The organism is Pseudomonas sp. 86_A (assembly GCF_017491705.1).
Taxonomy (GTDB): domain Bacteria; phylum Pseudomonadota; class Gammaproteobacteria; order Pseudomonadales; family Pseudomonadaceae; genus Aquipseudomonas; species Aquipseudomonas koreensis.
In genome coordinates, this window is the sequence record NZ_JAFGYS010000012.1 from 115,945 (window position 1) to 139,775 (window position 23,831).

The 23,831-nt window shown below is 61.2% G+C and carries 21 protein-coding genes; 8 read left to right on the forward strand and 13 right to left on the reverse strand.

Going from position 1 to position 23,831, the window contains the following annotated elements; all coding sequences use genetic code 11:
* Positions 1-181: 181 nt before the first annotated feature.
* Genes J5M57_RS19190 through J5M57_RS19205 form a run of 4 tightly spaced genes read left to right on the forward strand, consistent with a single transcriptional unit; the run spans position 182 to position 3,144 of the window.
* Positions 182-847, forward strand: a complete 666-nt coding sequence (locus J5M57_RS19190) for an amino acid ABC transporter permease (protein WP_207849368.1) — start codon at positions 182-184, stop codon at positions 845-847.
* The gene (locus J5M57_RS19195; RefSeq protein WP_207849369.1) at positions 828-1,487 is read left to right on the forward strand and encodes an amino acid ABC transporter permease; all 660 of its coding nucleotides are present in this window, start codon (positions 828-830) and stop codon (positions 1,485-1,487) included. Before J5M57_RS19190 ends, J5M57_RS19195 begins: the two co-directional genes overlap by 20 nt.
* Positions 1,484-2,266, forward strand: a complete 783-nt coding sequence (locus J5M57_RS19200) for an amino acid ABC transporter ATP-binding protein (protein WP_207849370.1) — start codon at positions 1,484-1,486, stop codon at positions 2,264-2,266. The genes J5M57_RS19195 and J5M57_RS19200 overlap by 4 nt, the downstream gene beginning before the upstream one ends.
* Positions 2,263-3,144 carry a transporter substrate-binding domain-containing protein gene (locus J5M57_RS19205; protein ID WP_207849371.1) on the forward strand — a complete coding sequence of 294 codons (882 nt, stop codon included), beginning with the start codon at positions 2,263-2,265 and terminating at the stop codon, positions 3,142-3,144. The genes J5M57_RS19200 and J5M57_RS19205 overlap by 4 nt, the downstream gene beginning before the upstream one ends.
* A 120-nt stretch (positions 3,145-3,264) precedes the next feature.
* On the opposite strand, the gene J5M57_RS19210 is transcribed toward J5M57_RS19205, so the two are convergent.
* Complete coding sequence (locus J5M57_RS19210; RefSeq protein ID WP_207849372.1) at positions 3,265-4,425, reverse strand: AAA family ATPase; 1,161 nt, start codon at positions 4,423-4,425, stop codon at positions 3,265-3,267.
* 261 nt (positions 4,426-4,686) lie between these two features.
* Here J5M57_RS19210 and J5M57_RS19215 point away from each other — a divergent pair, with 261 nt between their 5' ends.
* From J5M57_RS19215 to J5M57_RS19225, 3 genes are read left to right on the forward strand one after another with little or no spacing between them, the layout of a single operon-like run.
* Entirely contained in the window at positions 4,687-5,790 is a 1,104-nt protein-coding gene (locus J5M57_RS19215; RefSeq protein ID WP_207849373.1) for an efflux RND transporter periplasmic adaptor subunit, read from the forward strand.
* Positions 5,787-6,851: an efflux RND transporter periplasmic adaptor subunit gene (locus J5M57_RS19220; protein ID WP_207849374.1), complete on the forward strand. Its 1,065-nt coding sequence runs from the start codon at positions 5,787-5,789 to the stop codon at positions 6,849-6,851. Before J5M57_RS19215 ends, J5M57_RS19220 begins: the two co-directional genes overlap by 4 nt.
* Complete coding sequence (locus tag J5M57_RS19225; RefSeq protein ID WP_207849375.1) at positions 6,848-9,901, forward strand: efflux RND transporter permease subunit; 3,054 nt, start codon at positions 6,848-6,850, stop codon at positions 9,899-9,901. The genes J5M57_RS19220 and J5M57_RS19225 overlap by 4 nt, the downstream gene beginning before the upstream one ends.
* Positions 9,902-9,999: 98 nt before the next feature.
* Here J5M57_RS19225 and J5M57_RS19230 read toward each other — a convergent pair whose 3' ends face one another.
* The 12 genes from J5M57_RS19230 to J5M57_RS19285 all read right to left on the reverse strand — a co-directional run bounded on the left by J5M57_RS19230 (position 10,000) and on the right by J5M57_RS19285 (position 22,513).
* Positions 10,000-10,629: a class I SAM-dependent methyltransferase gene (locus J5M57_RS19230; RefSeq protein ID WP_207849376.1), complete on the reverse strand. Its 630-nt coding sequence runs from the start codon at positions 10,627-10,629 to the stop codon at positions 10,000-10,002.
* Between the two features lie 157 nt (positions 10,630-10,786).
* Complete coding sequence (locus tag J5M57_RS19235) at positions 10,787-11,431, reverse strand: methionine ABC transporter permease (RefSeq protein WP_207849377.1); 645 nt, start codon at positions 11,429-11,431, stop codon at positions 10,787-10,789.
* On the reverse strand, positions 11,421-12,542 hold the full coding sequence (locus J5M57_RS19240) for an ATP-binding cassette domain-containing protein (RefSeq protein WP_207849378.1): 1,122 nt from the start codon (positions 12,540-12,542) through the stop codon (positions 11,421-11,423). The genes J5M57_RS19235 and J5M57_RS19240 overlap by 11 nt, the downstream gene beginning before the upstream one ends.
* 2 nt (positions 12,543-12,544) lie before the next feature.
* Entirely contained in the window at positions 12,545-13,354 is an 810-nt protein-coding gene (locus J5M57_RS19245) for a MetQ/NlpA family ABC transporter substrate-binding protein (RefSeq protein WP_207849379.1), read from the reverse strand.
* 158 nt (positions 13,355-13,512) lie between these two features.
* Positions 13,513-14,865, reverse strand: coding sequence for an LLM class flavin-dependent oxidoreductase (locus J5M57_RS19250; protein WP_207849380.1), 1,353 nt, complete (start codon positions 14,863-14,865; stop codon positions 13,513-13,515).
* Positions 14,865-16,058 (reverse strand): SfnB family sulfur acquisition oxidoreductase, encoded by a 1,194-nt coding sequence (locus J5M57_RS19255; protein ID WP_207849381.1) that lies wholly within the window; start codon positions 16,056-16,058, stop codon positions 14,865-14,867. Before J5M57_RS19255 ends, J5M57_RS19250 begins: the two co-directional genes overlap by 1 nt.
* Before the next feature lie 37 nt (positions 16,059-16,095).
* Entirely contained in the window at positions 16,096-17,337 is a 1,242-nt protein-coding gene (locus J5M57_RS19260) for an SfnB family sulfur acquisition oxidoreductase (RefSeq protein WP_207849382.1), read from the reverse strand.
* Positions 17,338-17,659: 322 nt separating this feature from the next.
* Entirely contained in the window at positions 17,660-18,430 is a 771-nt protein-coding gene (locus J5M57_RS19265; RefSeq protein WP_064585466.1) for a hypothetical protein, read from the reverse strand.
* A gap of 469 nt (positions 18,431-18,899) precedes the next feature.
* Positions 18,900-19,649 carry an L-cystine ABC transporter ATP-binding protein TcyN gene (gene tcyN, locus J5M57_RS19270; RefSeq protein WP_064585467.1) on the reverse strand — a complete coding sequence of 250 codons (750 nt, stop codon included), beginning with the start codon at positions 19,647-19,649 and terminating at the stop codon, positions 18,900-18,902.
* 3 nt (positions 19,650-19,652) lie between these two features.
* Positions 19,653-20,369 carry a cystine ABC transporter permease gene (gene tcyL, locus J5M57_RS19275; protein ID WP_099093326.1) on the reverse strand — a complete coding sequence of 239 codons (717 nt, stop codon included), beginning with the start codon at positions 20,367-20,369 and terminating at the stop codon, positions 19,653-19,655.
* Positions 20,369-21,169 carry a cystine ABC transporter substrate-binding protein gene (tcyJ, locus tag J5M57_RS19280; RefSeq protein ID WP_064585468.1) on the reverse strand — a complete coding sequence of 267 codons (801 nt, stop codon included), beginning with the start codon at positions 21,167-21,169 and terminating at the stop codon, positions 20,369-20,371. The genes tcyL and tcyJ overlap by 1 nt, the downstream gene beginning before the upstream one ends.
* A gap of 345 nt (positions 21,170-21,514) precedes the next feature.
* The gene (locus tag J5M57_RS19285; RefSeq protein WP_083367337.1) at positions 21,515-22,513 is read right to left on the reverse strand and encodes a D-cysteine desulfhydrase; all 999 of its coding nucleotides are present in this window, start codon (positions 22,511-22,513) and stop codon (positions 21,515-21,517) included.
* Between the two features lie 190 nt (positions 22,514-22,703).
* Here J5M57_RS19285 and epsC point away from each other — a divergent pair, with 190 nt between their 5' ends.
* Positions 22,704-23,630: a serine O-acetyltransferase EpsC gene (gene epsC / locus J5M57_RS19290; protein ID WP_064585470.1), complete on the forward strand. Its 927-nt coding sequence runs from the start codon at positions 22,704-22,706 to the stop codon at positions 23,628-23,630.
* The last annotated feature ends 201 nt before the right edge of the window (positions 23,631-23,831 follow it).

Genomic DNA, 23,831 nt, shown 5'->3' on the forward strand with positions numbered 1-23,831 from the left:
GAAAATAGCCTTCTTATTCCTTCCCGGCAAACCCACAAGATAGTTTTTTGGGTGATATCAATATGCTTTAACGGTATTTAAAATCTTGTTTTTATACCTATAAAGTCACTGCCTGCCGGACAGTTACCCACTGCCCATGGACTGCATGACCGTCGCTTACCGAGCGACGTCCAGGATGCTCATGACTTTCGATTACACGTTTATCCTCAGCACGCTGCCGGCGTTTCTCAAAGCCGTGGGTGTGACGCTGCAGGTCGGTTTCATCGCCATCGGCACCTCGCTGCTGGTCGCGCTGCTCAATGCGACGATCCTGGTGTTTCGCACCCCTTATCTGCAGCGCGCTGTCGGCCTCTATGTGGAGCTGGCGCGCAACACGCCGCTGCTGATCCAGCTGTTCTTCGTCTACTTCGCGTTGCCGGCCATCGGCATCAAGGTGTCCGGTTTCACCGCTGCGATCATCACCATGACTTTTCTGGGTGGCGCCTACCTCACCGAGGTGCTGCGTGCCGGCGTCGATGCCGTGCCGCAGGCGCAACTGGAATCGGGGCGTTCCATCGGCCTGTCGCATGGCCAGTTGCTGCGCTACGTGATCCTGCCGCAAGCGGGGATCCTCAGCCTGCCGTCGCTGTTCGCCAATTTCATTTTCCTGCTCAAGGAAACCACCGTGGTCTCGGCGGTGGCGGTGCCGGAAATCCTCTACACCACCAAGAGCTACATCGCGCTCTACTACAAAACCTACGAAATGCTCGCCGTGCTGACGCTGATCTGTGTGTTGCTGTTCTTGCCGCTGTCGCTGTTGCTCAGCCGTCTGGAAAGGAGGCTCCAGCATGGCCAGTTCGGGTCTTGAACTGCTTTGGGTGTCGTTGCCGCAATTGGCAAAAGGCGCCGGGCAAACCCTGTCGATCTCGTTCCTGAGCATCGCCATCAGCACCACCGGCGGTGTGCTGTACGGCGTGCTGCGTACCCTCAACGTGACGTGGCTGAACGCGATCCTGCGGGTCTATCTGGAGTTGTTCCGGGCCATCCCGGTGCTGGTCTGGTTGTACCTGCTGTTTTTCGGCTTACCGATTTTCTTCGGCCTGAGCCTGCCCAGTTTCTGGTGTGCGGTGCTGGTGCTGTCGCTGTGGGGCGCCAGCGAGGTCGGCGAAGTGGCGCGCGGTGCATTGCATTCGTTGCCGCGCGGGCAGCGTGAGGCGGGGCTGTCGATCGGCCTGAACGCTGCGCAGCTCTACGGCTACGTGCTGCTGCCGCAAGCGCTGAAACGCATGACGCCACCGACCATCAACGTCTACACGCGGATCATCAAGACCAGTTCGCTGGCGGTGCTGATTGGCGTGGTCGATGTGATCAAGGTCGGCCAGCAGATCATCGAGCGCACCTACGAATCAGTGTTGATCTACGGCGCACTGTTCCTGTTTTTCTTCTTTATCTGCTACCCGCTGTCGGCCGCCTCGCGTGTGCTGGAGCGGCGCTGGACGCAAGCATGAGCGCATTGATCGAGTTTCAGGGTTTCAACAAATTCTACGGCGAGCAGCAGGTGCTCAAGGGCATCGACCTGCAAGTGCGCAGCGGCGAAGTGATCGTCATTCTTGGCCCCAGCGGTTGCGGCAAAAGCACACTGCTGCGTTGCCTCAACGGCCTGGAAAGCGCACACAGCGGCAGCCTGAAATTCGCCGGACGCGAGCTGCTGGACAAGGCCACCGACTGGCGCGAGGTGCGCCAGCAGATCGGCATGGTCTTTCAGAGCTATCACCTGTTCCCGCACATGAGCGTGCTCGACAATCTGTTGCTCGGCCCGCTCAAGGTGCAGAAGCGTCAGCGCCGCGAAGCACAGCAGCAAGCCGAAGCCTTGCTCGACCGCGTGGGCCTGGCGGACAAGCGCGATGCGTTTCCACGCCAGCTCTCCGGCGGCCAGCAGCAACGCATCGCCATCGTCCGTTCGTTGTGCATGAACCCGCGGGTCATGCTGTTCGACGAGGTCACCGCCGCCCTCGACCCGGAAATGGTCAAGGAAGTGCTGCAAGTGATTCAGGGCCTGGCCCGCGAAGGCATGACCCTGCTGATCGTCACCCACGAAATGGCTTTCGCCCGCGCGGTGGCCGACCGCATCGTGTTCATGGATGCCGGGCGCATCCTTGAACAGAACCCGCCCGAGATTTTCTTTACGAACCCGCAAACCGCACGCGCGCAGCAGTTCCTGGAGAAGTTCTCCTTCGTTGCAACACTGCCAAAAACGCACCCGACAAAGGAACTGGAACCGCTATGAAAACTGCCAAATCATCCCTGTTTTTATTGCCACTGCTTGGCCTGGCGTTGCTTGCCGGCTGCAACAAATCCGAAGAACCGACCCAGCCGAAAGTCGCCAGCGAAAGCGCCGCGCCGGCCGGTTACCTGGACAAGATCAAAGCCCGCGACAAACTGATCGTCGGCGTGTTCACCGACAAGCCGCCATTCGGTTTCGTCAATGAGGCCGGGCGCTACGTCGGTTTCGACACCGACATCGGTCGGCGTTTCGCCAAGGATCTGCTTGGCGATGAAAACAAGATCGAGTTCGTTGCCGTGGAACCGGCGAGCCGCATTCCGTTCCTGCAAAGCGACAAGGTCGACCTGATCCTCGCCAACATGACCGTGACCCCGGAACGCAAGGAAGCGGTGGAATTCACCAACCCGAACCTCAAGGTCGCGGTGCAGGCACTGGTACCGCAAGGCAGCTCGGTGAAAAAACTCGATGACCTGGCGACCCGCACCACCATCGTCACTACCGGCACGACTGCAGACATCTGGCTGACCAAGAATCATCCGGACTGGAAATTGCTGAAGTTCGAGAAAAATTCCGAGTCGTTGCAAGCGCTGGCCAACGGTCGTGGTGATGCCTACGCGCAGGACAACCTGGTGCTGTTCAGCTGGGCCAAGCAGAACCCGGGTTACCGCGTGCTGGACGACAAGCTTGGCGCCGAAGCACCGATTGCCCCGGCAGTGAAGAAGGGCAACATCGAGTTGCGAGACTGGGTGAATACCGAGCTGGCGAAGCTGGGGGAGGAAAAGTATCTGCTCAAGCTGTACGACCAGTATGTTCGTAAAGAACTGAGCGATGACACCCGGCCTGAGAGTGTGATTGTTGAAGGTGGCAAGTGGCAGGGGTGATCAGCCGTTAAATCTGCGGTGACCTGAAGGTCCTCTTCGCGAGCAGGCTCGCTCCCACAGGGGGATGCATTCCAACTGTGGAAGCGAGCCTGCTCGCGAAAGCGCTCGCTCAGGTGCCGCTCAATCCGGCCAGTTCCACGCTGGCTCATCCAGCACCCGCTGCCCGACAATTGCGGTCTGCCCCAGCGTTTTTTCCAGCACGATGCAATTGCATTCGGGATCTTCCTGCAACGCCGAAATCAACCGCCGCGCATGGGACACCACCCACACCTGACATTCTTCTGATGCACGAATGATCAACCGCGCCAGTGCCGGTAACAGATCCGGATGCAGACTGGTTTCCGGTTCGTTCAGCACCATCAGCGTCGGTGGCCTCGGTGTCAGCAGGGCCGCGACCAGCAGCAGATAGCGCAACGTCCCGTCCGACAGCTCCGCCGCTGACAGCGGTCGCAGCAACCCCTCCTGATAAAACTCGATGGCAAAGCGTCCACCGGGCAGCGGCTCGATGTTCAGCCGTGCGCCGGGAAACGCATCGCTGATCGCGGCTTGCAACGCCTCGGGATCACCGATTTCGATGATGGTCTGCAACGCTGCCGCCAGGTCGCGACCGTCGTGGTGCAACACGGGTGTGCGGGTGCCCAGCTGCGGTTGGCGCACCGGGGCGTCGGCGTCGCTGCGAAAGTGATCGTAGAAGCGCCAGCGGCGGATGAACTCGAGCATCTGAAACACTTCCGGCGAACTGCGCAGACTGCCGACCTGATCGAACAGGCTGTCGAAGTTCGGAGTGTGCTGCGCCAGCACGTCCCAGCTGCGCCCTTCGCGGGCGCGGATCATCGGGCCGTGGCGATCCACCAGCAGGCTGGCCGGGCGATAGAGCGCGCCGGCCCAGATGCATTCTTTCTTGATCTCCGGGTCGAGGGAGAAGAACGAACGGCTTGGTTCCGGCAAACCGAGGGCGATCGCGTAGCTGAAATCTTCCCCGGCAAAACCCAGGCGCAGCCGTTTGACGCCGTGACGCACCGTCGGCTCGACCGCCACTTCGCCGCTGCGCATGCGGCGGCTGATGGTTTCCGGGCCGGCCCAGAACGTCGAATCCAGGCCGCCTTCGCGGGCCAGGGCATTCACCACCCCACCCTGAGCGGTCTCCGCCAACAGGCGCAAGGCGCGGTAGAGATTGGATTTGCCGCTGCCATTGGGGCCGGTGATCAGATTCAGCCGGCCCAGCGGAATCACCAGTTTGTTGATCGAGCGGTAATTGGCCACCGCCAGGGTCTTGAGCATGGGCGTTTCCTTCTGCCGGAACCGATAGTGTGCCGCGCCTGTACCCCTGTGGCGAGGGAGCTTGCTCCCGCTGCGCTGCGAAGCGGCCCCAACCCCCGATTCGAGAGGTTTGCGCCTGCTTCGCAGTCGAGCGGGAGCAAGCTCCCTCGCCACAGAAATCATTGTCGAAAAATGCCTTATTCCCGCGAGCGAACGTTGAACCCTGTTCTAAGCTCACAGTCGTATCGTCACTTGCACGTTCGTACACAGGAAGGAGTCTGCATGGCGAGTCCCGGATTGAAAACAGTTGTCGTGCTGAGCCTGCTCGCGTTGCTTGCCGCCTGTGGCGACAAAAAAGCCCCGGAGGAATTCTCGCCGCGGGTCTTTGTGCAAGTTGTCAAACCCGCGGACTACGCGGCTGCCGTGACCCTCACCGGTGATGTGCAGGCGCGCGTGCAGACCGAACTGTCGTTCCGGGTCGGTGGCAAGATTATCCAGCGCATGGTCGATGTCGGCGACCGGGTCAGCGCCAAACAGGTGCTGGCCAAACTCGATCCCAAGGATTTGCAGACCAACGTCGACTCGGCTCAGGCCCAAGTGGTCGCCGAACAGGCGCGGGTCAAGCAGACGGCTGCGGCGTTCGTGCGCCAGCAAAAACTGTTGCCCAAGGGTTACACCAGCCAGAGTGAATACGATTCCGCGCAGGCGGCATTGCGCAGCAGCCAAAGCGCGTTGAGCGCGGCGCAAGCGCAACTGGCCAACGCCAAGGATCAACTCAGTTACACCTCGCTGATTGCCGACGCCCCCGGAATCATCACCGAGCGTCAGGCCGAGGTCGGCCAGGTGGTGCAGGCCACGGCGCCGATGTTCAAGCTGGCCCGCGATGGCGATCGTGACGCGGTGTTCAACGTGTACGAATCGCTGCTCGCCGAGCGGCCGTCGGATCGCTCGATTGTGGTCAGCCTGCTCGACAACCCCAACATCAAAACCACCGGTACCGTGCGCGAAATCACCCCGGCGGTGTCCGCGCAGTCCGGCACCGTGCAAGTCAAAGTCACCCTCGACAAACTGCCGCCGGGCATGCAGCTCGGTTCGGTGGTCAGCGCCACGGCCAAAGGCAGTGGCAAATCGGCGGTCGAGTTGCCATGGTCGGCGCTGACCAAAAACGTCAGCGACCCGGCGGTCTGGATGGTCGACGACAATGGTGAAGCGCAATTGCACACGGTCACGGTCGGTCGTTATCTGACCGGCAAGGTCATCATCAGCGAAGGCCTCAAGGGCGGCGAGAAAGTCATCGTTGCCGGTGGGCAGCTGTTGCACCCGGGCATCAAAGTCGAGATCGCCGAAAACACCTATAAAGATCTGCAACCGGGAGCGCAGCCATGAAGCGTCTGGGGCTGCTGTCCATGGCGGTGTTGTTGGCTGCCTGCTCGAAAAGCGAGCCGCCGCCGGAACCGGTGCGGCCGGTGCTGTCGATCAAGGTTCAGGCGCTGAACGAAGAGACTCTCGGGCGTTTCGCCGGCAGCATTCAGGCGCGCTACGAGAGCAACACCGGTTTCCGTGTCGGCGGGCGCATCGCCAGCCGTAATGTCGATGTTGGCGCCGAGGTCGGAAAAGGTACGCTGCTCGCCACTCTCGACCCCTCCGACCAACAGAACCAGTTGCGCTCAGCCCAAGGCGATCTGGCCAAGGTCCGGGCGCAACTGATCAACGCTCAGGCCAATGCCCGGCGTCAGCAAGCGTTGTTTGATCGCGGGGTCGGTGCGCAAGCGCAACTGGACATCGCCAATACTGATCTGAAAACCACCCAGGCTTCACTGGAACAGGCGCAGGCGGCGGTCAATCAGAGCAAGGATCAACTCGGCTACACCGAACTGCGCTCCGACCACAAAGCCGTGGTCACCGCGTGGAACGCCGAAGCCGGGCAAGTGGTCACCGCCGGCCAGCAAGTGGTGACACTGGCGCAACCGGACATCAAGGAAGCGGTGATCGATCTGCCGGACACTCTGGTTGATCAGATCCCCAGTGACGTGGTGTTTCTGGTCGCCGGGCAACTCGACCCGAGCATCAACACCACCGCAACCATCCGCGAAATCGAACCGCAGGCGCAAAGCGCGACGCGCACTCGGCGCGCGCGGTTGACCCTGGCTGAAACCCCGCCGGGGTTCCGCCTCGGTACGGCAATCAGCGTCACCCTCAGTTCGGCGATCAAGCCACGGATCGAATTGCCTGCGACAGCGCTACAAGAAGTCGACGGCAAAACGCGGATCTGGGTGATCGACACCCAAAGCAAAACCGTCAACCCACGCGACGTCAGCGTGATCAGCCGTACCGACGGCACGGTGGTGCTGGCCGGCGGCGTGAAGAATGGTGAGCAGGTGGTCAGCGCCGGCGTCAACAGCCTCAAACCCGGACAATCCGTGAAACTTGACGAGGACAGTCAATGAAAGGCTCTTTCAACCTCTCCGAATGGGCCCTCAAGCATCAGTCTTTCGTCTGGTACCTGATGTTCGTTGCACTGCTGATGGGGGTTTTTTCGTACTTCAATCTGGGGCGTGAAGAAGACCCCTCGTTCACCATCAAGACCATGGTGATCCAGAGCAAATGGCCGGGCGCGACGCAGGAGGAAACCCTCAAGCAGGTCACCGACCGTATCGAGAAAAAACTCGAAGAACTGGACTCCCTCGACTACGTGAAAAGCTACACGCGCCCCGGCGAATCGACGGTGTACGTGTACCTGCGCGACACCACCAGCGCCAAGGACATCCCGCAGATCTGGTACCAGGTGCGCAAGAAGATCGACGACATTCGCGGCCAGTTTCCCCAAGGCATTCAAGGCCCGGGGTTCAACGATGAGTTCGGCGATGTGTACGGCTCGGTCTATGCGTTTACCGCTGACGGCCTGACCATGCGCCAGTTGCGCGACTACGTGGAACAGGCCCGCGCCGAAATCCGCAATGTGCCGGGGCTGGGCAAGATCGAGATGGTCGGCCAGCAGGATGAAGTGATTTACCTGAACTTCTCCACGCGCAAACTGGCGGCGCTGGGCATCGACCAGCGCCAGGTGGTGCAGAGCCTGCAATCGCAAAATGCGGTGACGCCTGCCGGGGTGATCGAGGCCGGGCCGGAGCGCATTTCGGTGCGCACCTCGGGGCAGTTCGCTTCGGAAAAAGACCTCGCCGAAGTCAATCTCAAGCTCAACGACCGTTTTTACCGCTTGGCGGACATCGCCGACATCAGCCGCGGTTACGTCGACCCTGCCACTCCGGAATTCCGTTTCAACGGCAAGCCGGCGATCGGCCTGGCGATTGCCATGCAGAAGGGCGGCAACGTCCAGGAATTCGGCAAGGCATTGCATGCGCGTATCGATCAGGTCACCGCTGACCTGCCGGTGGGCGTCGGCGTGCACACGGTGTCCGATCAGGCGGTGGTGGTGGAAGAGGCGGTAGGCGGGTTCACCAGCGCGCTGTTCGAAGCGGTGGTGATCGTGCTGGTGGTCAGCTTCATCAGCCTCGGCGTGCGCGCCGGGCTGGTGGTGGCGTGCTCGATCCCGCTGGTACTGGCGATGGTGTTCGTGTTCATGGAATACAGCGGCATCACGATGCAGCGGATTTCCCTCGGTGCGCTGATCATCGCCCTCGGCCTGTTGGTGGATGACGCGATGATCACCGTGGAGATGATGGTCACGCGCCTGGAAATGGGCGAGACCAAGGAGCAGGCGGCCACGTTCGCTTACACCTCCACGGCGTTCCCGATGCTCACCGGTACGCTGGTGACGGTCGCCGGTTTCGTGCCGATCGGCCTCAACGCCAGCTCCGCCGGTGAGTACACCTTCACCCTGTTCGCGGTGATCGCGGTGGCGATGCTGGTGTCGTGGGTGGTGGCGGTGTTCTTCGCGCCGGTGATCGGCGTGCACATCCTGAGCGCCAATGTAAAACCCCATGCGGCCGAGCCCGGGCGCGTCGGACGCGCGTTCAACCATGGCTTGTTGTGGTCGATGCGCAACCGCTGGTGGGCGATCGGCATTACGGTCGTGTGCTTCGTGCTGGCGGTGTTTTGCATGCGCTTTGTACAGAACCAGTTCTTCCCGTCCTCGGACCGCCCGGAGATTCTGGTCGACTTGAACCTGCCGCAAAACGCGTCGATCAACGAAACCCGCAAAGCCGTGGACAAGCTGGAAGAAACCCTCAAGGGCGATCCGGACATCGTGCGCTGGAGCACCTACATCGGCCAGGGTGCGATCCGTTTCTACCTGCCACTGGACCAGCAATTGCAAAACCCGTACTACGCGCAACTGGTGATCGTCAGCAAAAACTTCGAATCCCGCGAGGCCCTGAGCGAACGCCTGCGCGAGCGACTGCGTAAAGACTTCGTCGGCATCGGCAGTTACGTGCAGGCGCTGGAAATGGGCCCGCCGGTGGGGCGGCCGATCCAGTACCGAATCAGTGGCAAAGACATCGATCAGGTGCGCAAGCATGCGATCGAACTGGCCACCGAGCTGGACAAGAACTCGCACATCGGCGAGATCATTTACGACTGGAACGAACCGGGCAAAGTCCTGCGCATCGACATCGCCCAGGACAAGGCGCGCCAACTCGGGTTGTCATCCGAAGATGTGGCGAACCTGATGAACAGCATCGTCAGTGGCTCGCCGTTGACTCAGGTCGATGACGATATCTACCTGATCAACGTCGTCGGTCGCGCGGTTGATTCCGAGCGCGGTACGCCGGAAACCCTGCAGAACCTGCAAATCGTCACGCCGGGCGGCACGTCGATTCCACTGTTGGCGTTCGCTACCGTGCGTTATGAACTGGAGCAGCCGCTGGTGTGGCGTCGCGATCGCTTGCCGACCATCACCATCAAAGCGTCGGTGCGCGACGAAATTCAGCCCACCGATCTGGTGAAACTCCTCAAACCGTCGATCGATGCCTTCGCCGAGAAACTGCCGGTGGGCTACAAAGTCGCCACCGGCGGTACGGTGGAAGAAAGCGGCAAGGCCCAGGGGCCAATTGCCAAGGTGCTGCCGTTGATGCTGTTTTTGATGGCGACCTTCCTGATGATCCAGTTGCACAGCGTGCAGAAGATGTTCCTGGTGGCGAGTGTCGCGCCGCTGGGGCTGATCGGCGTGGTGCTGGCGCTGGTGCCGACCGGCACGCCGATGGGCTTCGTGGCGATCCTGGGGATTCTGGCGCTGATCGGCATCATCATCCGCAACTCGGTGATTCTGGTGACGCAGATCGATGAATTCGAGCGCAACGGCTCCGCGCCGTGGGACGCAGTGGTGGAGGCGACCGAGCACCGGCGCCGGCCGATTCTGTTGACCGCGGCGGCGGCGAGCATGGGCATGATCCCGATTGCCCGGGAAGTGTTCTGGGGGCCGATGGCGTACGCGATGATTGGCGGGATCGTGGTGGCGACGCTGCTGACGCTGCTGTTTCTGCCTGCGCTGTATGTGGCTTGGTACAAGATTCGCGAGCCGAAGAAAGAGACCCGCTAAAAGCGAGTGCTGCGCACTCATCGCGAGCAGGCTCACTCCTACAGGGGAGCGCATTCCAACGGTAGGAGTGAGCCTGCTCGCGATGGCGTCAGAACGGTCTACGCAACTTTACGCCAAACGCTGGCCAGCCAAGGCTGCTGCTCTCGTGGCAGCCCCGGCGGGCGGTAGTAATGCTCAAGCTCGACGAATTCCGCTGCCGTCAGCAACCCGCGCCACGCCTCAAGATCGTGATACGAGCCATACCGTGGCCCGTTCCATCCCTCACGGTTATCCCCGCGCGGATTGGAGCTGAACAACACCCCACCCGGTTTCAGCGTGCCGTGCAGCTGTTTGAGCACCCGCGGCAACTCCTGCAGCGGTACATGAAACAGCACCGCGTTGGCGAAAATCCCGTCGAAGCGCTCGGCCGGCAGATCGAGTTTCAGAAAGTCCTGACACCACACTTCGCAGCCACTGTCTGCCCGCGCCATCTGCGCGAAGTTTTCCGCTCCATCGAGGCCGACCGCGATGTGGCCCAGGCGAGTGAATGTCTGCAAATCCCGCCCCGGGCCACAGCCGAAATCGAGAATCGTGAACGGCGCCGTGCCGTGGAGGTGCCGCAGCAGCGCGTCGATGTTCTGGCTGACATCGTGGTCGCGGGTGCCTTCGCGGAAGTCTTCGGCCACCGAGTTGTAGTGGCCGAGGGTGGTGGCGGTGATCTGTTCCAGATCGATGGGGGTTTGCTTCATGGTCGAGGGCTGCGCGGCAGTTGGGATTTGCCGAATATACGCCAACCAGCGGGGCCGCTGCGCAGCCCATCGCGAGCAGGCTCACTCCTGCATTTGAAATGCGTTCCCTGTAGGCGTGAGCCTGCTCGCGATAGCGGTTTCAGAGGTGCGGCATGACTTAACGCTTGTTCAGCCCCCGCGCCAGACGATCGCCACCCAACTGAATCACCGCCACCAGCGCCACCAGCAACACAATCACGGTCAGCATGATCTGGCTGTCAAAGCGCTGATAACCGTAGCGGTAAGCGATATCGCCCAAGCCGCCGGCCCCAATCGCCCCGGCCATGGCCGAGGAGTTGATCATCGTCACCAGGGTAATGGTGAAACCCCCGACAATCCCCGGCAGTGCTTCAGGCAACAGCACATGCCAGACGATGTGCCAGCGCCGGCAGCCCATGGCTTGCGCCGCTTCGATCAGGCCGTGGTCAACCTCACGCAGGCTCACTTCGGCGATCCGTGCAAAGAACGGCGTCGCCGCAATCGTCAGCGGCACTACGGCCGCCCACACGCCATAGGTGGTGCCGACAATCAGCCGGGTGAACGGAATCAGCGCGACCATCAGAATCAGAAACGGGATCGAGCGAAACAGGTTCACGAATGCGCCCAACGCTTTGTTGAGCAGGGGGGCTTCGTAGATCCCGCCCTTGTCGCTGGTGACCAGAATCACCGCCATCGGAATCCCCACCAACAGCGCGATCAACGACGACACGCCGACCATCAGAAAGGTGTCGATGAAACCCTGTAGCAAACGATCAAACCACATAACCCAGCACCTCCACCCGTTGCGCCCATTGCCCGGCACGCTCGCGCAATTGCTCGGCGCTCGCCGCCGACCCGCTCACGGCCAGCAGCAGTTGCCCCAGCGCATGGCCCTGAATCCGTTCGACACCGCCCTGCAGCAACTGCACCCGACCACCGAGAGCGGCGAACAATGCCGCCAGATCCGGCTCGTCGCTGGCGCTGCCGGTGAATTGCAAACGCAGCACCACCGCCGCCTCGGAGGAGGGCGGTAAGCTGTGCAGGCGGCTTTGCAGCTCTTGCGGCAAGGCGTGTTGCAGCGGCGCGAGCAAGGTCTGGCTGACCTCGTGCTGCGGATTGCCGAACACTTCCCAGACCGGGCCTTGCTCGACGATCCGCCCGTGCTCCAGCACCACCACGCGGTCGCAGATTTCGCGGATCACTGCCATCTCGTGGGTGATCAACACGATGGTCAGGCCCAGGCGCTGGTTGATCTCGCGCAGCAGGCCGAGGATCGACTGAGTGGTCTCAGGATCAAGCGCCGAAGTGGCTTCGTCGCAGAGCAGAATGTCCGGGTCATGCACCAATGCGCGGGCGATGCCGACACGCTGTTTCTGCCCGCCGGACAGCTGCGCCGGATAAGCCTTGTGCTTGGCTTGCAGGCCGACCAGCTCCAGCAGTTCACGGACCTTTTTTTCCCGTTGTTCCTTCGGCACGCCAGCGACTTTCAGCGGCAGCTCGACGTTCTGCCACACGGTCTTGGCCGACATCAGGTTGAAGTGCTGGAAGATCATGCCGATCCGTCTGCGCAGCGCAACAAGACGATCCTCATCGAACCCGCCGATGTCGACCTGATCGATCAGCACCCGGCCCGAAGTCGGTTGCTCCAGGCGATTGATGGTGCGGATCAGCGACGACTTGCCGGCACCGCTGCGGCCGATGATGCCGAACACTTCACCGCGCTGAATCGCCAGATCGATGCCTTGCAGGGCGGCGACCGGTCCTTGCCGGCCGTCGTAGGTTTTACCCAGGCCGATGAAGCGTATGTGGGCGCGATTCAGCTCGGGGTGCAGTTCGGTTTGTTCAGCATTTTTTGGCTCTGGAGTCTCCAGTCGCCGTTGGATCGCGGCCGTCATCCTCAGCTTTCCCAACCGGCCTGGTAGAGCTTGCCGTGGGCTTTATCCAGCGCGGCGCGAACGGCCGGCGAGTGCTGGTAAATGTCGACGAACTTGATCAGGCGCGGGTCGTCCTTGCTCTTCGGCTGGATCACGAACTGAATCACGTATTCCTTGTGATCGAGGCCGTCGAACAGCAACGCGGAGCCGGCATCGAAGGTCTTCGCCAGACGGATGTAGGCCGGGTAGCCCTGGACCAGATCGGCGTCGTCATAGGCGCGCACCAGTTGCACGGCTTCGACCTGGAGGATTTTGATTTTCTTCGGGTTGGCGACGATGTCGTCTTCGGTGGCCTTGTAGCCGACGCCCGGCTTCAACGTGATCAGCCCGGCCTTGGCCAGCAGTTGCAGGCCGCGACCGCTGTTGATCGGGTCGTTGGCGATGGCGACGCTGGCGCCTTCAGACAACTCTTCGAAGCTTTTGTATTTCTTTGAGTAGAGACCGACGTTGTTGATGATCCCCGGGGCGAACGGCACCAGGTCAAAACCGGACGCGGCCTTGGCGTTTTCGAGGAACGGGATGTGCTGGAAGTAGTTCACGTCGATGTCACCGGCGGCGAGGCTGACGTTCGGCGCGATCCAGTCGGTGAACTCCACCAGCTCGACTTTCAGGCCCTGTTTGGAAGCCTCTTCGACAGCGGCTTCTAGTGGGATGGCGAAGGCGGCGGTGGTACCGATTTTCAGTGGAGCGTCGGCAGCGAACACCGCCGAGCTGAACAGGCCGAAGGCCAGGGCCAGTGCTTTGACTGGGTGGGTCAGGAATTTCTGGGTCATGGTGGTTTTTCCAGTCAAGTATTGAAGGTCTGCACGTGTTTTGTGGCGAGGGAGCTTGCTCCCGCTGGGCTGCGAAGCAGCCCCATAACCTCCAGTGAGTGATGTCGGTTTGCGACTGCTGTGCAGTCGAGCGGGAGCAAGCTCCCTCGCCACAGGGATCAGTGGCGGAACGAGGCGCCGGTGTGTTGCTCCGGCAACTGCGCTTCGCCGTGAAACAACTTCTCGCGCAAGCTGCCGCTGTCATACGCGGTCTTGTACGACCCCCGCCGCTGCAACTCCGGAATCACCAGTTCGATGAAATCGACATAGCTTTCCGGGGTGACGATGCGGGTCAGGTTGAAGCCGTCGAGGCCGGTTTCAGCGATCCACGATTCCAGCTCGTCGGCCACTTGCTCGGGCGAACCGACCACGGTGATGTAGCGGCCACCGAGGGCGTGCTGGTCGAGCAATTTGCGCCGGGTCCAGTCGTTGTTCTGCAGGTTCTTGGTCGCGGACTGGATGGCGTTGCTTTTCACGTACTGGATCGGTTCGTCGATTTCGTATTGGGAAAAGTCGATGCCGGTGGACGCCGAAAAATGCGCCACGCCGGCCTCGGCACTGGCGTAGCTCAGGTACTCGGCGTGCTTGGCCCACGCGGCTTCTTCGGTCTCGCCGACGATCACGTTGAGGCCCATGAACACCTTGATGTCCTCGGGATTGCGCCCGGCCTCGACAGCGCTGGCGCGCACCTTGTCCACTTGCACCTTGGTCGACGGTTTGTTCTGGCCGCTGATGAACACGCACTCGGCGTGACGTCCGGCGAACAGCAAACCGCGATCAGAACTGCCTGCCTGAAACAGCACCGGCGTGCGTTGCGGCGACGGTTCGCAGAGGTGATAACCCTCGACCTGATAGAACTCGCCCTTGTGCTCGACCTTGTGCACTTTCTCCGGTTGCGCGTAGATCCGCTGCTCACGGTCATTGAGCACCGCACCGTTTTCCCAACTGCCTTCCCAGAGTTTATAGAGCACCTCCAGGTATTCATCGGCCTGGTCGTAACGACGGTCGTGCTCGACCTGCTCACTCAGGCCCATGGCCTTGGCGGCGCTGTCGAGGTAACCGGTGACGATGTTCCAGCCCACGCGTCCACGGCTCAAATGATCGAGCGTCGACATGCGCCGGGCGAACAGATACGGCGGTTCGTAAGTGAGGTTGGCGGTGAGGCCGAAACCGAGGTTTTTCGTCACCGCCGCCATTGCCGAGACCAGCAGCAGCGGATCGTTGACCGGCAACTGGATCGACTCTTTCAGGGTGACGTCCACCGAGTTCTGGTAGACGTCGTACACGCCGACGATGTCGGCGATGAACAGGCCGTCGAACAGCCCGCGCTCCAGCAACTGCGCCAGTTCGGTCCAGTATTCAAGGGTGTTGTAGCGCGTCGAGGTATCGCGCGGATGCGTCCACAAGCCGTGGTTGATATGGCCGATGCAGTTCATGTTGAACGCGTTGAGCAGGATCTTTTTCTTGCTCATCAGATAGTGCCCCGCAGTGGCGGCTTTTCATCGTTGAGGTAGTAATTACCCACCGCGTGATACTTCCAGCGCACCGGATCGTGCAGGGTGTGCACCCGGGCGTTGCGCCAGTGACGGTCGAGGCCATGCTCGATCAGCGTCGCCTGGCTGCCGGCCAGTTCGAACAGCGTGCTGCCGGCGGCCAGGGAAATTTCAGTGCTGATCGCCCGCGCTTCGGCGACGGCAATCGACGCGGCGGCGACGGTGTCGGCGTTGGTCTCGGCCTGGGCTTTGTCGAGGTATTCGCCAGAGCGCTCCAGCAGCGCTTCGGTGGCGTGCAGGCGGATGCTCAGATGGCCGAAGCTTTTCAGGGTCAGCGGATCTTCGGTGGCCTTGTCGTTGCCGGAGTCGATCCACGGGCGAGTCTTGCTGCGCACGAAATGCAGGGCGTCTTCATAGGCGGCGCGGGCGATGCCGGTGTCGATGGCGGCGTGAAGGATCTGCGCCAGCGGGCCGACCGTGGTCGGGCGCTCGAAAGCACTCTGGAACGGGATCACGTCTTCGGCGACGACGTAGACATCTTCAAAGACCACCGAACCGCTGCCCGTGGTGCGCTGGCCGAAGCCGCTCCAGTCGTCGATCACGGTCAGGCCTTTGCTGTCGCGCGGAACGAACGCCAGTTGCTGCACACCGTTTTCATCGACCACCGAGGTCGGGATGCGCTGGGCGTAGATCGCCCCGGTTGCATAAAACTTGCGACCGTTGATGCGATAGCCATCGCCGTCACGCTTGAGGCTGGTGACACGGTCGTGGGCGGTTTTGGTGCCCAGTTCCGCCAGTGCGTTGCCGAAGCGCTGGCCGGCCAGCACCTCGGCGTACAGGCGTTGTTTCTGCTCGTGGCTGCCGTTCACGCGCAGCACTTCGAGGGCATAGAAATGGTTCTGCGGAATCTGTCCCAAGGAGCCGTCGGCCTGAGCGATCAGGGCGATGACTTTGGCCAGGGTCACGTTGGATACGCCGGCGCCGCCGTATTCTTTCGGCACGCTGATGCCCCACAGGCCGGAGCGGGAAAACACGTCGAGTTCCGGTAGCGGCTGACGCCGTTCACGGTCGCGCACGGCGCTGTCGCGTTTGAAATCTTCGGCCAGGTCGCTGGCGACGATCAGGGCTTGCTCATCGCTGGTGATGACCGCGACGTGATGAGAATAAGTCATGTGTTTCTCCAGAGATCTGGTCAAAAGTGTGCGGTCGTTAAATCCAGGAATGGCGAGCCGGCAAAGTGCCGTTCAGGCGATAGGCGCCGACCGCGTGATACTTCCAGCGCACCGGGTCGTGCAGGGTGTGCACGCGGGCGTTGCGCCAGTGGCGGTCGAGGTTGAATTCGGCGAGGGTCGCGCGGCTGCCGGCCAGCTCGAAGAGTTTCTCGCTGGCCAGCAGCGAGATCTCGGTGGTCAGCACTTTGGCTTCGGCCACGGCAATCGAGGCGCGGGCGGCGGACTCGGCGGTGAGCGGCGCGGCATGCACCTGATCGAGCACTTGCCCGGCCTTGCGTAGCAGCGCTTCGGCGGCGTGCAGTTCGATTTTCAGCTTGCCGATGTCGGCGATCACGTAGAGGTCATCGCTGGCGCGTTCGACCTTGGCGTCGATCCACGGTCGGGCACGGGTTTTGACGAATTCGATGGCATCGTCGATGGCGCCACGGGCGATGCCGGCATCGATGGCGGCCTGAATCAGTTGCGACACCGCGCCTTGGGTATTGGGCTTCTCGTTGATCTTCCAGTTGTCGACCACCTGGCTCGATTCGACGCGCACGTTGTTCAACAGAATCGTGCCGCTGGCGGTGGTGCGCTGACCGAAGCCCGACCAGTCATCAACAATGCGCAGCCCCGGCGTACCCCGGCGGACGAAGGCCAGCACTTGCTTGCCGTCATCGTTGAGCGCCTTGACCGCGACCCAGTGCGCGAACAGCGCGCCGGTGGAGTAGAACTTCTGGCCGTTGATCACGTAGTCGTCACCGTCGGCGGTGATTCGCGCTTTCAGTTCCAGGGTGTTTTTGGTGCCGCGCTCCGGCCCGGCATTGCCGATGCGCCAGCCTTCCAGAACGCTCTGGAACAGCTGTTTTTTCTGCGCTTCGGTGGCGCTGCCGAGCACCAGATTGATGATGCCGAACTGGTTCTGCGGGATCTGTCCCAGCGCCGGGTCGGCGGCAGAAATGATCGCGAACACCTCGGCCAGGGTGACGAATGAAACCTGCGGGCCACCGTACTCGCGGGGGATGGCGATGCTGCCTAAACCGCTGCGGGTGAACTGTTCGATTTCCGACCACGGCAGCTTGCGCTGGCGGTCACGCTTGGCAGCCTGCACGCGGGCGACTTGCGCCAGATCATGGGCGGCCTTGATGGCTTGGGCGTCGTTGCGCAAGACCTGCGCAGGCAACAATAACGGGGCGATGTCCAGATCCGACTGGACGTTTGCGTCTGCCAGACTGGACATCAGTGCCACTCCTTGGCTGCACGCAATGCCCTGGCGATCTGCACTGGGGTGATTGTGTTCCGGACCATACTACCTACCTCACATCTCATGAAAAACGCCGCAAAAGTGCGGCGAACGAAAGAATGTCCGGTGGTCCGGTTCATATACCCTAAGCGTGTATAAATATTAAATAAACTAACTTTTAGGAATATGCATAGAAGGGGTGATGGTCGGGTTGGTTAACCGCAAAACCTGACCCCACCTATCAACTGAAAGAATACGTGCTGCAGTTTTTGAGGGTGCTTCGCACCCCAGCGGGAGCAAGCTCCCTCGCCACAGAGGGTCAGAGTTCTTGCTTGCGCGATTCAGCGGCCTTTAGCTCCGGCCGCAGCGGCACCTTCAGATAAGGATTCACGCAGCCAATCTTCAGTGTCCGTGGCGGTGCCCAGCGAGAGTTGTTGCCGACCCAGTCGAGGACGCAATAGGTCACATCCAGACGCAGGTCCTCACCGCCCTCGACGATGATCGCCGGCGGCACCCAGACATGGATTGGCTTGCCGACATCCGCTGCGGTGATCCTGGGCAGGTCCATGCGCACATCGCCCCAGCGCAAGGTGATTTCGTCGTCCTCGGCCATGTTCAGGTAGGGCTCGATGGTCAGCGGCACGCCGCGTTTGATCTGGTTGGGATTGACCCCCTGACGGCGGATGGCCTCGGGCAGCGTGACGGGCGCCAGTTGCTGATTTTCGTCACCGCATAACGCTGACGGCTGACCGCCGGGGCAGTCGAGCTTCACCTGCACGCGGGTTGCTGCCGACAGCGCCGGGCCCTGACCGACCTGCATGACCCGGTAGTGAATGCGTGCCGTGCCGCTGGCGATGAAGCTTTCCGGAACCCGCAGGCTGACCGAGGCGCCGAGGTCTTCGCTGGTCAGCACCCGGGAGGCGACGTAGCAGTTGTTCCAGAACAGTTCGATCAGATCGCCGGTGTCCATGCCCGGGTAGGGTAGGACATCGATCAGCAGGTGAGCCGCCGCGGCCAGATTGATGGCGTTCTTTTGCGCACAGGCCAGGTTCGGCGCTGCCAGTTCGGGGGTAGGCGAAGTTCGGGTCATCGGGTTCTCTCCTTGAAGTCTTGCGGCGAATTCCGTTTCTTGAAAAAAACAAAAAGGGGTAGTGAATCGGTAATACAACCGTGAACTTTTGTTCAGGCTGAGTACGGATCGATTCAACTAATTAGTGCCGGTTGGCGACTAGATAAGAGTGTGCGGGAAAGAGTGTCAATGGCCGCGCTTAGTTAATCCGTGAATTACGAATTAATCAGAAGCTTCCTACGCTGATGAGGCAGACTGCCTAGCTGCATTGGGGAATGGAACTACGGTTTCTGCGGATTTTTAGCGATTTTCGGGTCAGCCTGTTTAACCCATTCTGCCGATGAACGGATGTGTCTGAACTGAGCGTATCTGTTGCAGAACATATATATGTAGTTTTGGAAAGATTTGAAGCGGGGCGGTTTTAATGTTTTGGCGGGAGGGGGGAGTGTAACTTCCGTCCGTGGAAGTTAATGTTCGTGCATCAAGTTTCTCAGGCGTGATTCAGGAACTTGCTGAGAAACTGTTGGGTGCGTTCTTCTTTCGGGTTGGCGAACAACGCCTTGGCTTCACCTTGCTCGACGATTACACCCTTGTCGAAAAACACCACGCGGTTGGCCACGTCGCGGGCAAAACCCATTTCGTGAGTGACGATGACCATGGTGCGTTTTTCTTCAGCCAGGCCGCGAATGGTCGCCAGCACTTCGCCGACCAGCTCCGGGTCGAGGGCCGAAGTCGGCTCGTCGAACAGGATCACTTCCGGCTCCATCGCCAGCGCCCGGGCAATCGCCACGCGCTGTTGCTGACCGCCGGACAGACGACGCGGATACGCATCTTCCTTGCCGGCCAGACCAACCTTGGCCAGCAGCTTCATGCCCAGGGCAATGGCTTGCTCGCGCGGCATCTTCTTGACCACGATCGGCCCTTCGATGACGTTTTCCAGTGCGGTGCGGTGGGGGAACAGGTTGAAGTTCTGGAACACGAAGCCCACGTGCTGGCGCAGGTTGCGCACCAGACTTTGCTGCTGGTTCAGCGGGCGGCGGGTATCGATTTCGATATCGCCGACCTTGATCCGGCCGCTGGTGGGTTCTTCAAGGAAATTCAGGCAACGCAGGAAGGTGGTTTTACCCGAGCCGCTGGGGCCGATGATTGCCACGACCTCGCCTTCTTTCACCTCAAGATCGATGCCCTTGAGCACCTCTTGACCCTTGAACTGCTTGGTCAGTTTTTCCACGACAATCATGGGTCAGGACTCCTGGTCGTGCCGATTGACCCGCTCTTCCAGCTTGTTCTGGAAGTGCGAAAGCACCGTGGCCAGAATCCAGTAGATCAGCGCGGCGGCAAGATACATGGTGAAGACTTCGAAAGTCCGGGCGGTAATCAGCTGCGCCTGACGGAACAGTTCCGGCACCTGAATGGTGGCGGCCAGTGCCGTGTCCTTGACCAGCGAAATGAAGCTGTTGCCCAGCGGCGGCAACGCCGTGCGCATCGCCTGCGGCAGGATGGCCCGGCGCAGGGTCTGCGCGCGGGTCATGCCGATGCTCGCAGCGGCTTCCCACTGGCCGCGCTCGATCGAACCGATCGCGGCGCGCAGGATTTCACAGGCGTAGGCGGCCATGTTCAGCGAAAAGCCGATCAGGGCCGCTGGCAGTGGATCGAGTTCCACCCCCAGTTGCGGGAAGCCGTAATAGATCACAAACAGCTGCACCAGTAACGGCGTGCCGCGGAAGAACGACACGTAGACGCGGGCCAGCCAGTTGACCGATTTGAAGCGCGACAAGCGCATCAGGGCAAGGCCGAAGCCCAGCAGCAGCCCGAAGAACATCCCGCCGAGGCTGAGGATGACCGTGAAATACGCGCCCTTGAACAGGAAGGGCGCGGAGTCCACCAACAGCTGTGTGGTTTCGGCGATTTGCTGGCTCAACTGCGGGAAGTCCAGTCCGAACTGAAAACCTGCTTCCATTATTTAGTGACGTCAGCGTTGAAGTATTTCTTCGACAGCTTCTCAAGGGTGCCATCGGCACGCAGCTCGTCGAGGGCCTTGTTCACTGCCGCCAGCAACTCAGGCTCGCCTTTGCGCAGGGCAATACCGGATTCCTGACGGGAGAAGGCTTCACCGGCAGCCACGGTTTTCGGGGCTTTCTTGGCGTATTCCAGCGCGGCCAGACGGTCGATCAGGATGGCATCGGTACGGCCGTTGTTCAGGTCGGCGAACTTGGTCGGATCATCGTCGTAGGTGCGTACGTCAGCGCCCGGCACGTTGGCGCGGACCCACTGTTCGTAGTTGGTGCCCAGGCCGACGCCGACTTTCTTGCCGGACAGGTCAGCGGCGGTTTTGATATTCAGCGCGGCTTCCTTGCTCTTCAGCACCAGCGCCTGAATCCCGGAAACGGTGTACGGCTCGGAGAAGTCATACTTCTTCTTGCGCTCGTCGGAGATGGTCACCTGGTTGACCACGACGTCCAGACGCTTGGATTCCAGCGCGGCGAGAATACCGTCCCACTTGGTCGGTTGAATCTTGGCTTTGACGCCCAGCTTCTGCGCCAGGGCTTCGGAGAGTTCGACTTCGAAACCGGACAGCTTGCCGTCGGCATCAACGAAGCTGAACGGTGGGTAGGTGCCTTCCAGGCCGACGTTGATAACGCCTTTGTCCTTGATCTGCTGCAGCTGCTCACCGGCAGTCGCCTGGCTGATCAGGCCGGCGCTCAGTGCAAGGCCCAGCGAACCTACCAGCAGATTGCGACGTAGTGCGGAAAAATTCATGACAAGCCCCTGTGTTTTCTTATGGAAGACGCTTAAGGAAAGTTGGCGAATCCGGGATTTGAACGACTGCGTTATCGTGCCCTAAAGCAGCTTATGCGTCTTGCCCGAAATTCGCCTGCGGCGAGACTATAAGGTGTCTGCTTTAGACTTGAAAATACTTAATATCTAATTTGATATTCATATATGGAATATGTGGTTTTCACCTGTGGCGAGGGAGCTTGCTCCCGCCCGACTGCGTAGCAGCCGCAATACCTGGCGCCGTGGTTCAACTGAAAAAACGCGGAAGCAGGTTTTGGAGGCGCTGCGCACCCCGGCGTGAGCAAGCTCCCTCGCCACAAACGTGCTTCAACCGCTCAAAGAGTCTTTGTAGGCAAACAACGCCGGCGCCCCACCCGTGTGCAGGAAGATGATCGGCCCCTCATCAAAGCGCTGGCGGCCGATGCCGTCGAGCAAGCCGGCCATGGCCTTGCCGGTGTACACCGGATCGAGCAGCACCGCGTCCTGACTGGCCAACAGCTTCACTGCCGCCAGGGTCCCGGCATTCGGCTCGCCATAACGCGGGCCGAAGTATTCGTCCCACAATTGGACCTTGAAGTTCACCGGCAATTTCACGCCCAACAGGTCCGCCGTGCGTTCGGCCAGCCCTTGCACTTTCGGGCGCTGATCTTCTTCGCTGCGCGAGACGGTCACGCCGATCACCGGCAGTTGCGGCAAGGCTTCGCTCAAGGCCAGCGCCAGACCACTGTGAGTTCCCGCGCTGCCCGAGGCCAGCACCACGGCGGCGAAATCGAGGCCGGTGTCCTTGATCTGCTCGGCCAGCTCCAGACCGGCACGCACATAGCCCAAAGCACCGAGGGCATTGGAGCCACCGATCGGCACCAGATACGGCTTCTTGCCGTTGCTGCGCAGGCGCACGGCGAGGGCGGCGAGTTGTTCGTCGGCGTTATCGAGGTTGTCGACCAGTTCGACCTTGGTGTCGAACAGATCGAGCAGCAGGCGATTGCCGTTGCCGGTGTAATCGCGGTCATCGGTGCCCAGCGGATTTTCCAGCAGGGCCACGCACCCCAGGCCAAGTTTGGCGGCCAGCGCGGCGGTCTGGCGCACGTGGTTCGATTGCAGGGCGCCTGCGGTGATCAGCGTATCGGCGCCCTGGGCGAGGGCATCGGCGGCGAGGTATTCGAGTTTGCGCAGCTTGTTGCCGCCCATGGCCAGCGGTGTCAGGTCATCGCGCTTGATGTACACATCGCGCCCGAGCCAGGTGGACAGACGTTCGAGTTTTTCCAGTGGCGTGGGGTGTCCGAGCAGGTCGAGACGGTTAAAGCGTTCCAGCTGTTGTTTGATCATGAGCCCGTACTGGCGGAGAAAGATGAAAGGACTATAGGCACGCGGTTTTACCGGGGCAACCGTCAATCGCTTATAGCCAAATGTGCTTAGTCCAGCACTATCGGTTCTTAATTCGCTCTCGCGGGCATGCCGTAAAGTAGTCGCCGTTAACGCGGCCAGATCGTCCGGCCGCCCGTGAGGAGTCTTTACCGTGAGCGAGCGTTCCAGCCATTGGCAACTGCAGACCATCGTCAGCCAACTGCGCAGTGCGCGGGATCAGTGGCGGGCCCAAAACGGCCGGGCCACCGGCGAGCAGGGTGGCCGCGAGTTGCCGTCCCGCGCGGCAATGGCGGAAATTCTCGAGGCGCTGTGTGGCGCGTTGTTCCCGATGCGCCTGGGGCCGGTGGATCTGCGTGAGGAGAGTGAAGACTTCTATGTCGGTCACACCCTCGACACGGCGCTGAATGCCTTGTTGGCGCAGGCCAGGCTTGAGCTGCGCTACGTCGCCCGGCACAGCGCCCAGGACGACAGCGACGTCGAGAAGCAGGCGATCCGCATCATTCAGGACTTCGCCCTGGCCTTGCCGGGCCTGCGCAGCCTGCTCGATACCGACGTGCTGGCCGCCTATCACGGCGACCCGGCGGCGCGCAGCGTCGACGAAGTGCTGCTGTGCTATCCGGGGATTCTGGCGGTGATTCACCATCGTCTGGCGCACCATCTGTATCGCGCCGGGTTGCCGTTGCTGGCGCGGATCAGCGCGGAGATCGCGCATTCGGCGACGGGTATCGATATTCACCCGGGCGCGCAGATCGGCCGCAGTTTCTTCATCGACCACGGCACGGGTGTGGTGATCGGCGAGACCGCGATCATCGGTGAGCGCGTGCGGATCTACCAGGCGGTAACCCTGGGCGCCAAACGCTTCCCGGCGGATGAAGACGGGCAGTTGCAGAAGGGCCATCCACGCCATCCGATTGTCGAGGACGACGTGGTGATCTATGCCGGGGCGACGATTCTCGGGCGGATCACCATCGGCCAGGGTTCGACCATCGGCGGTAATGTGTGGCTGACCCGCAGTGTGCCGGCGGGAAGCAACCTGACCCAGGCCAATCTGCAGCATGATGACGGGACGCAGAAATAGGATTTCCCGTTCGTGGCGTCGCAGCTCCCTCGCCACAATTTGCCCATCGAATCAGCTTGATGGCCTTCAGCCAATTCTCCAGTGAACGAATCGCTCAACGCTCACGTCATAGCCTTCCTTGAACTAGCGTAAAGCGGGCCATTTCAGGCTGGAACAGGGAGGGCTGCTGCGCGCTCCATCGGGGATAAATCCCCTCGCCAC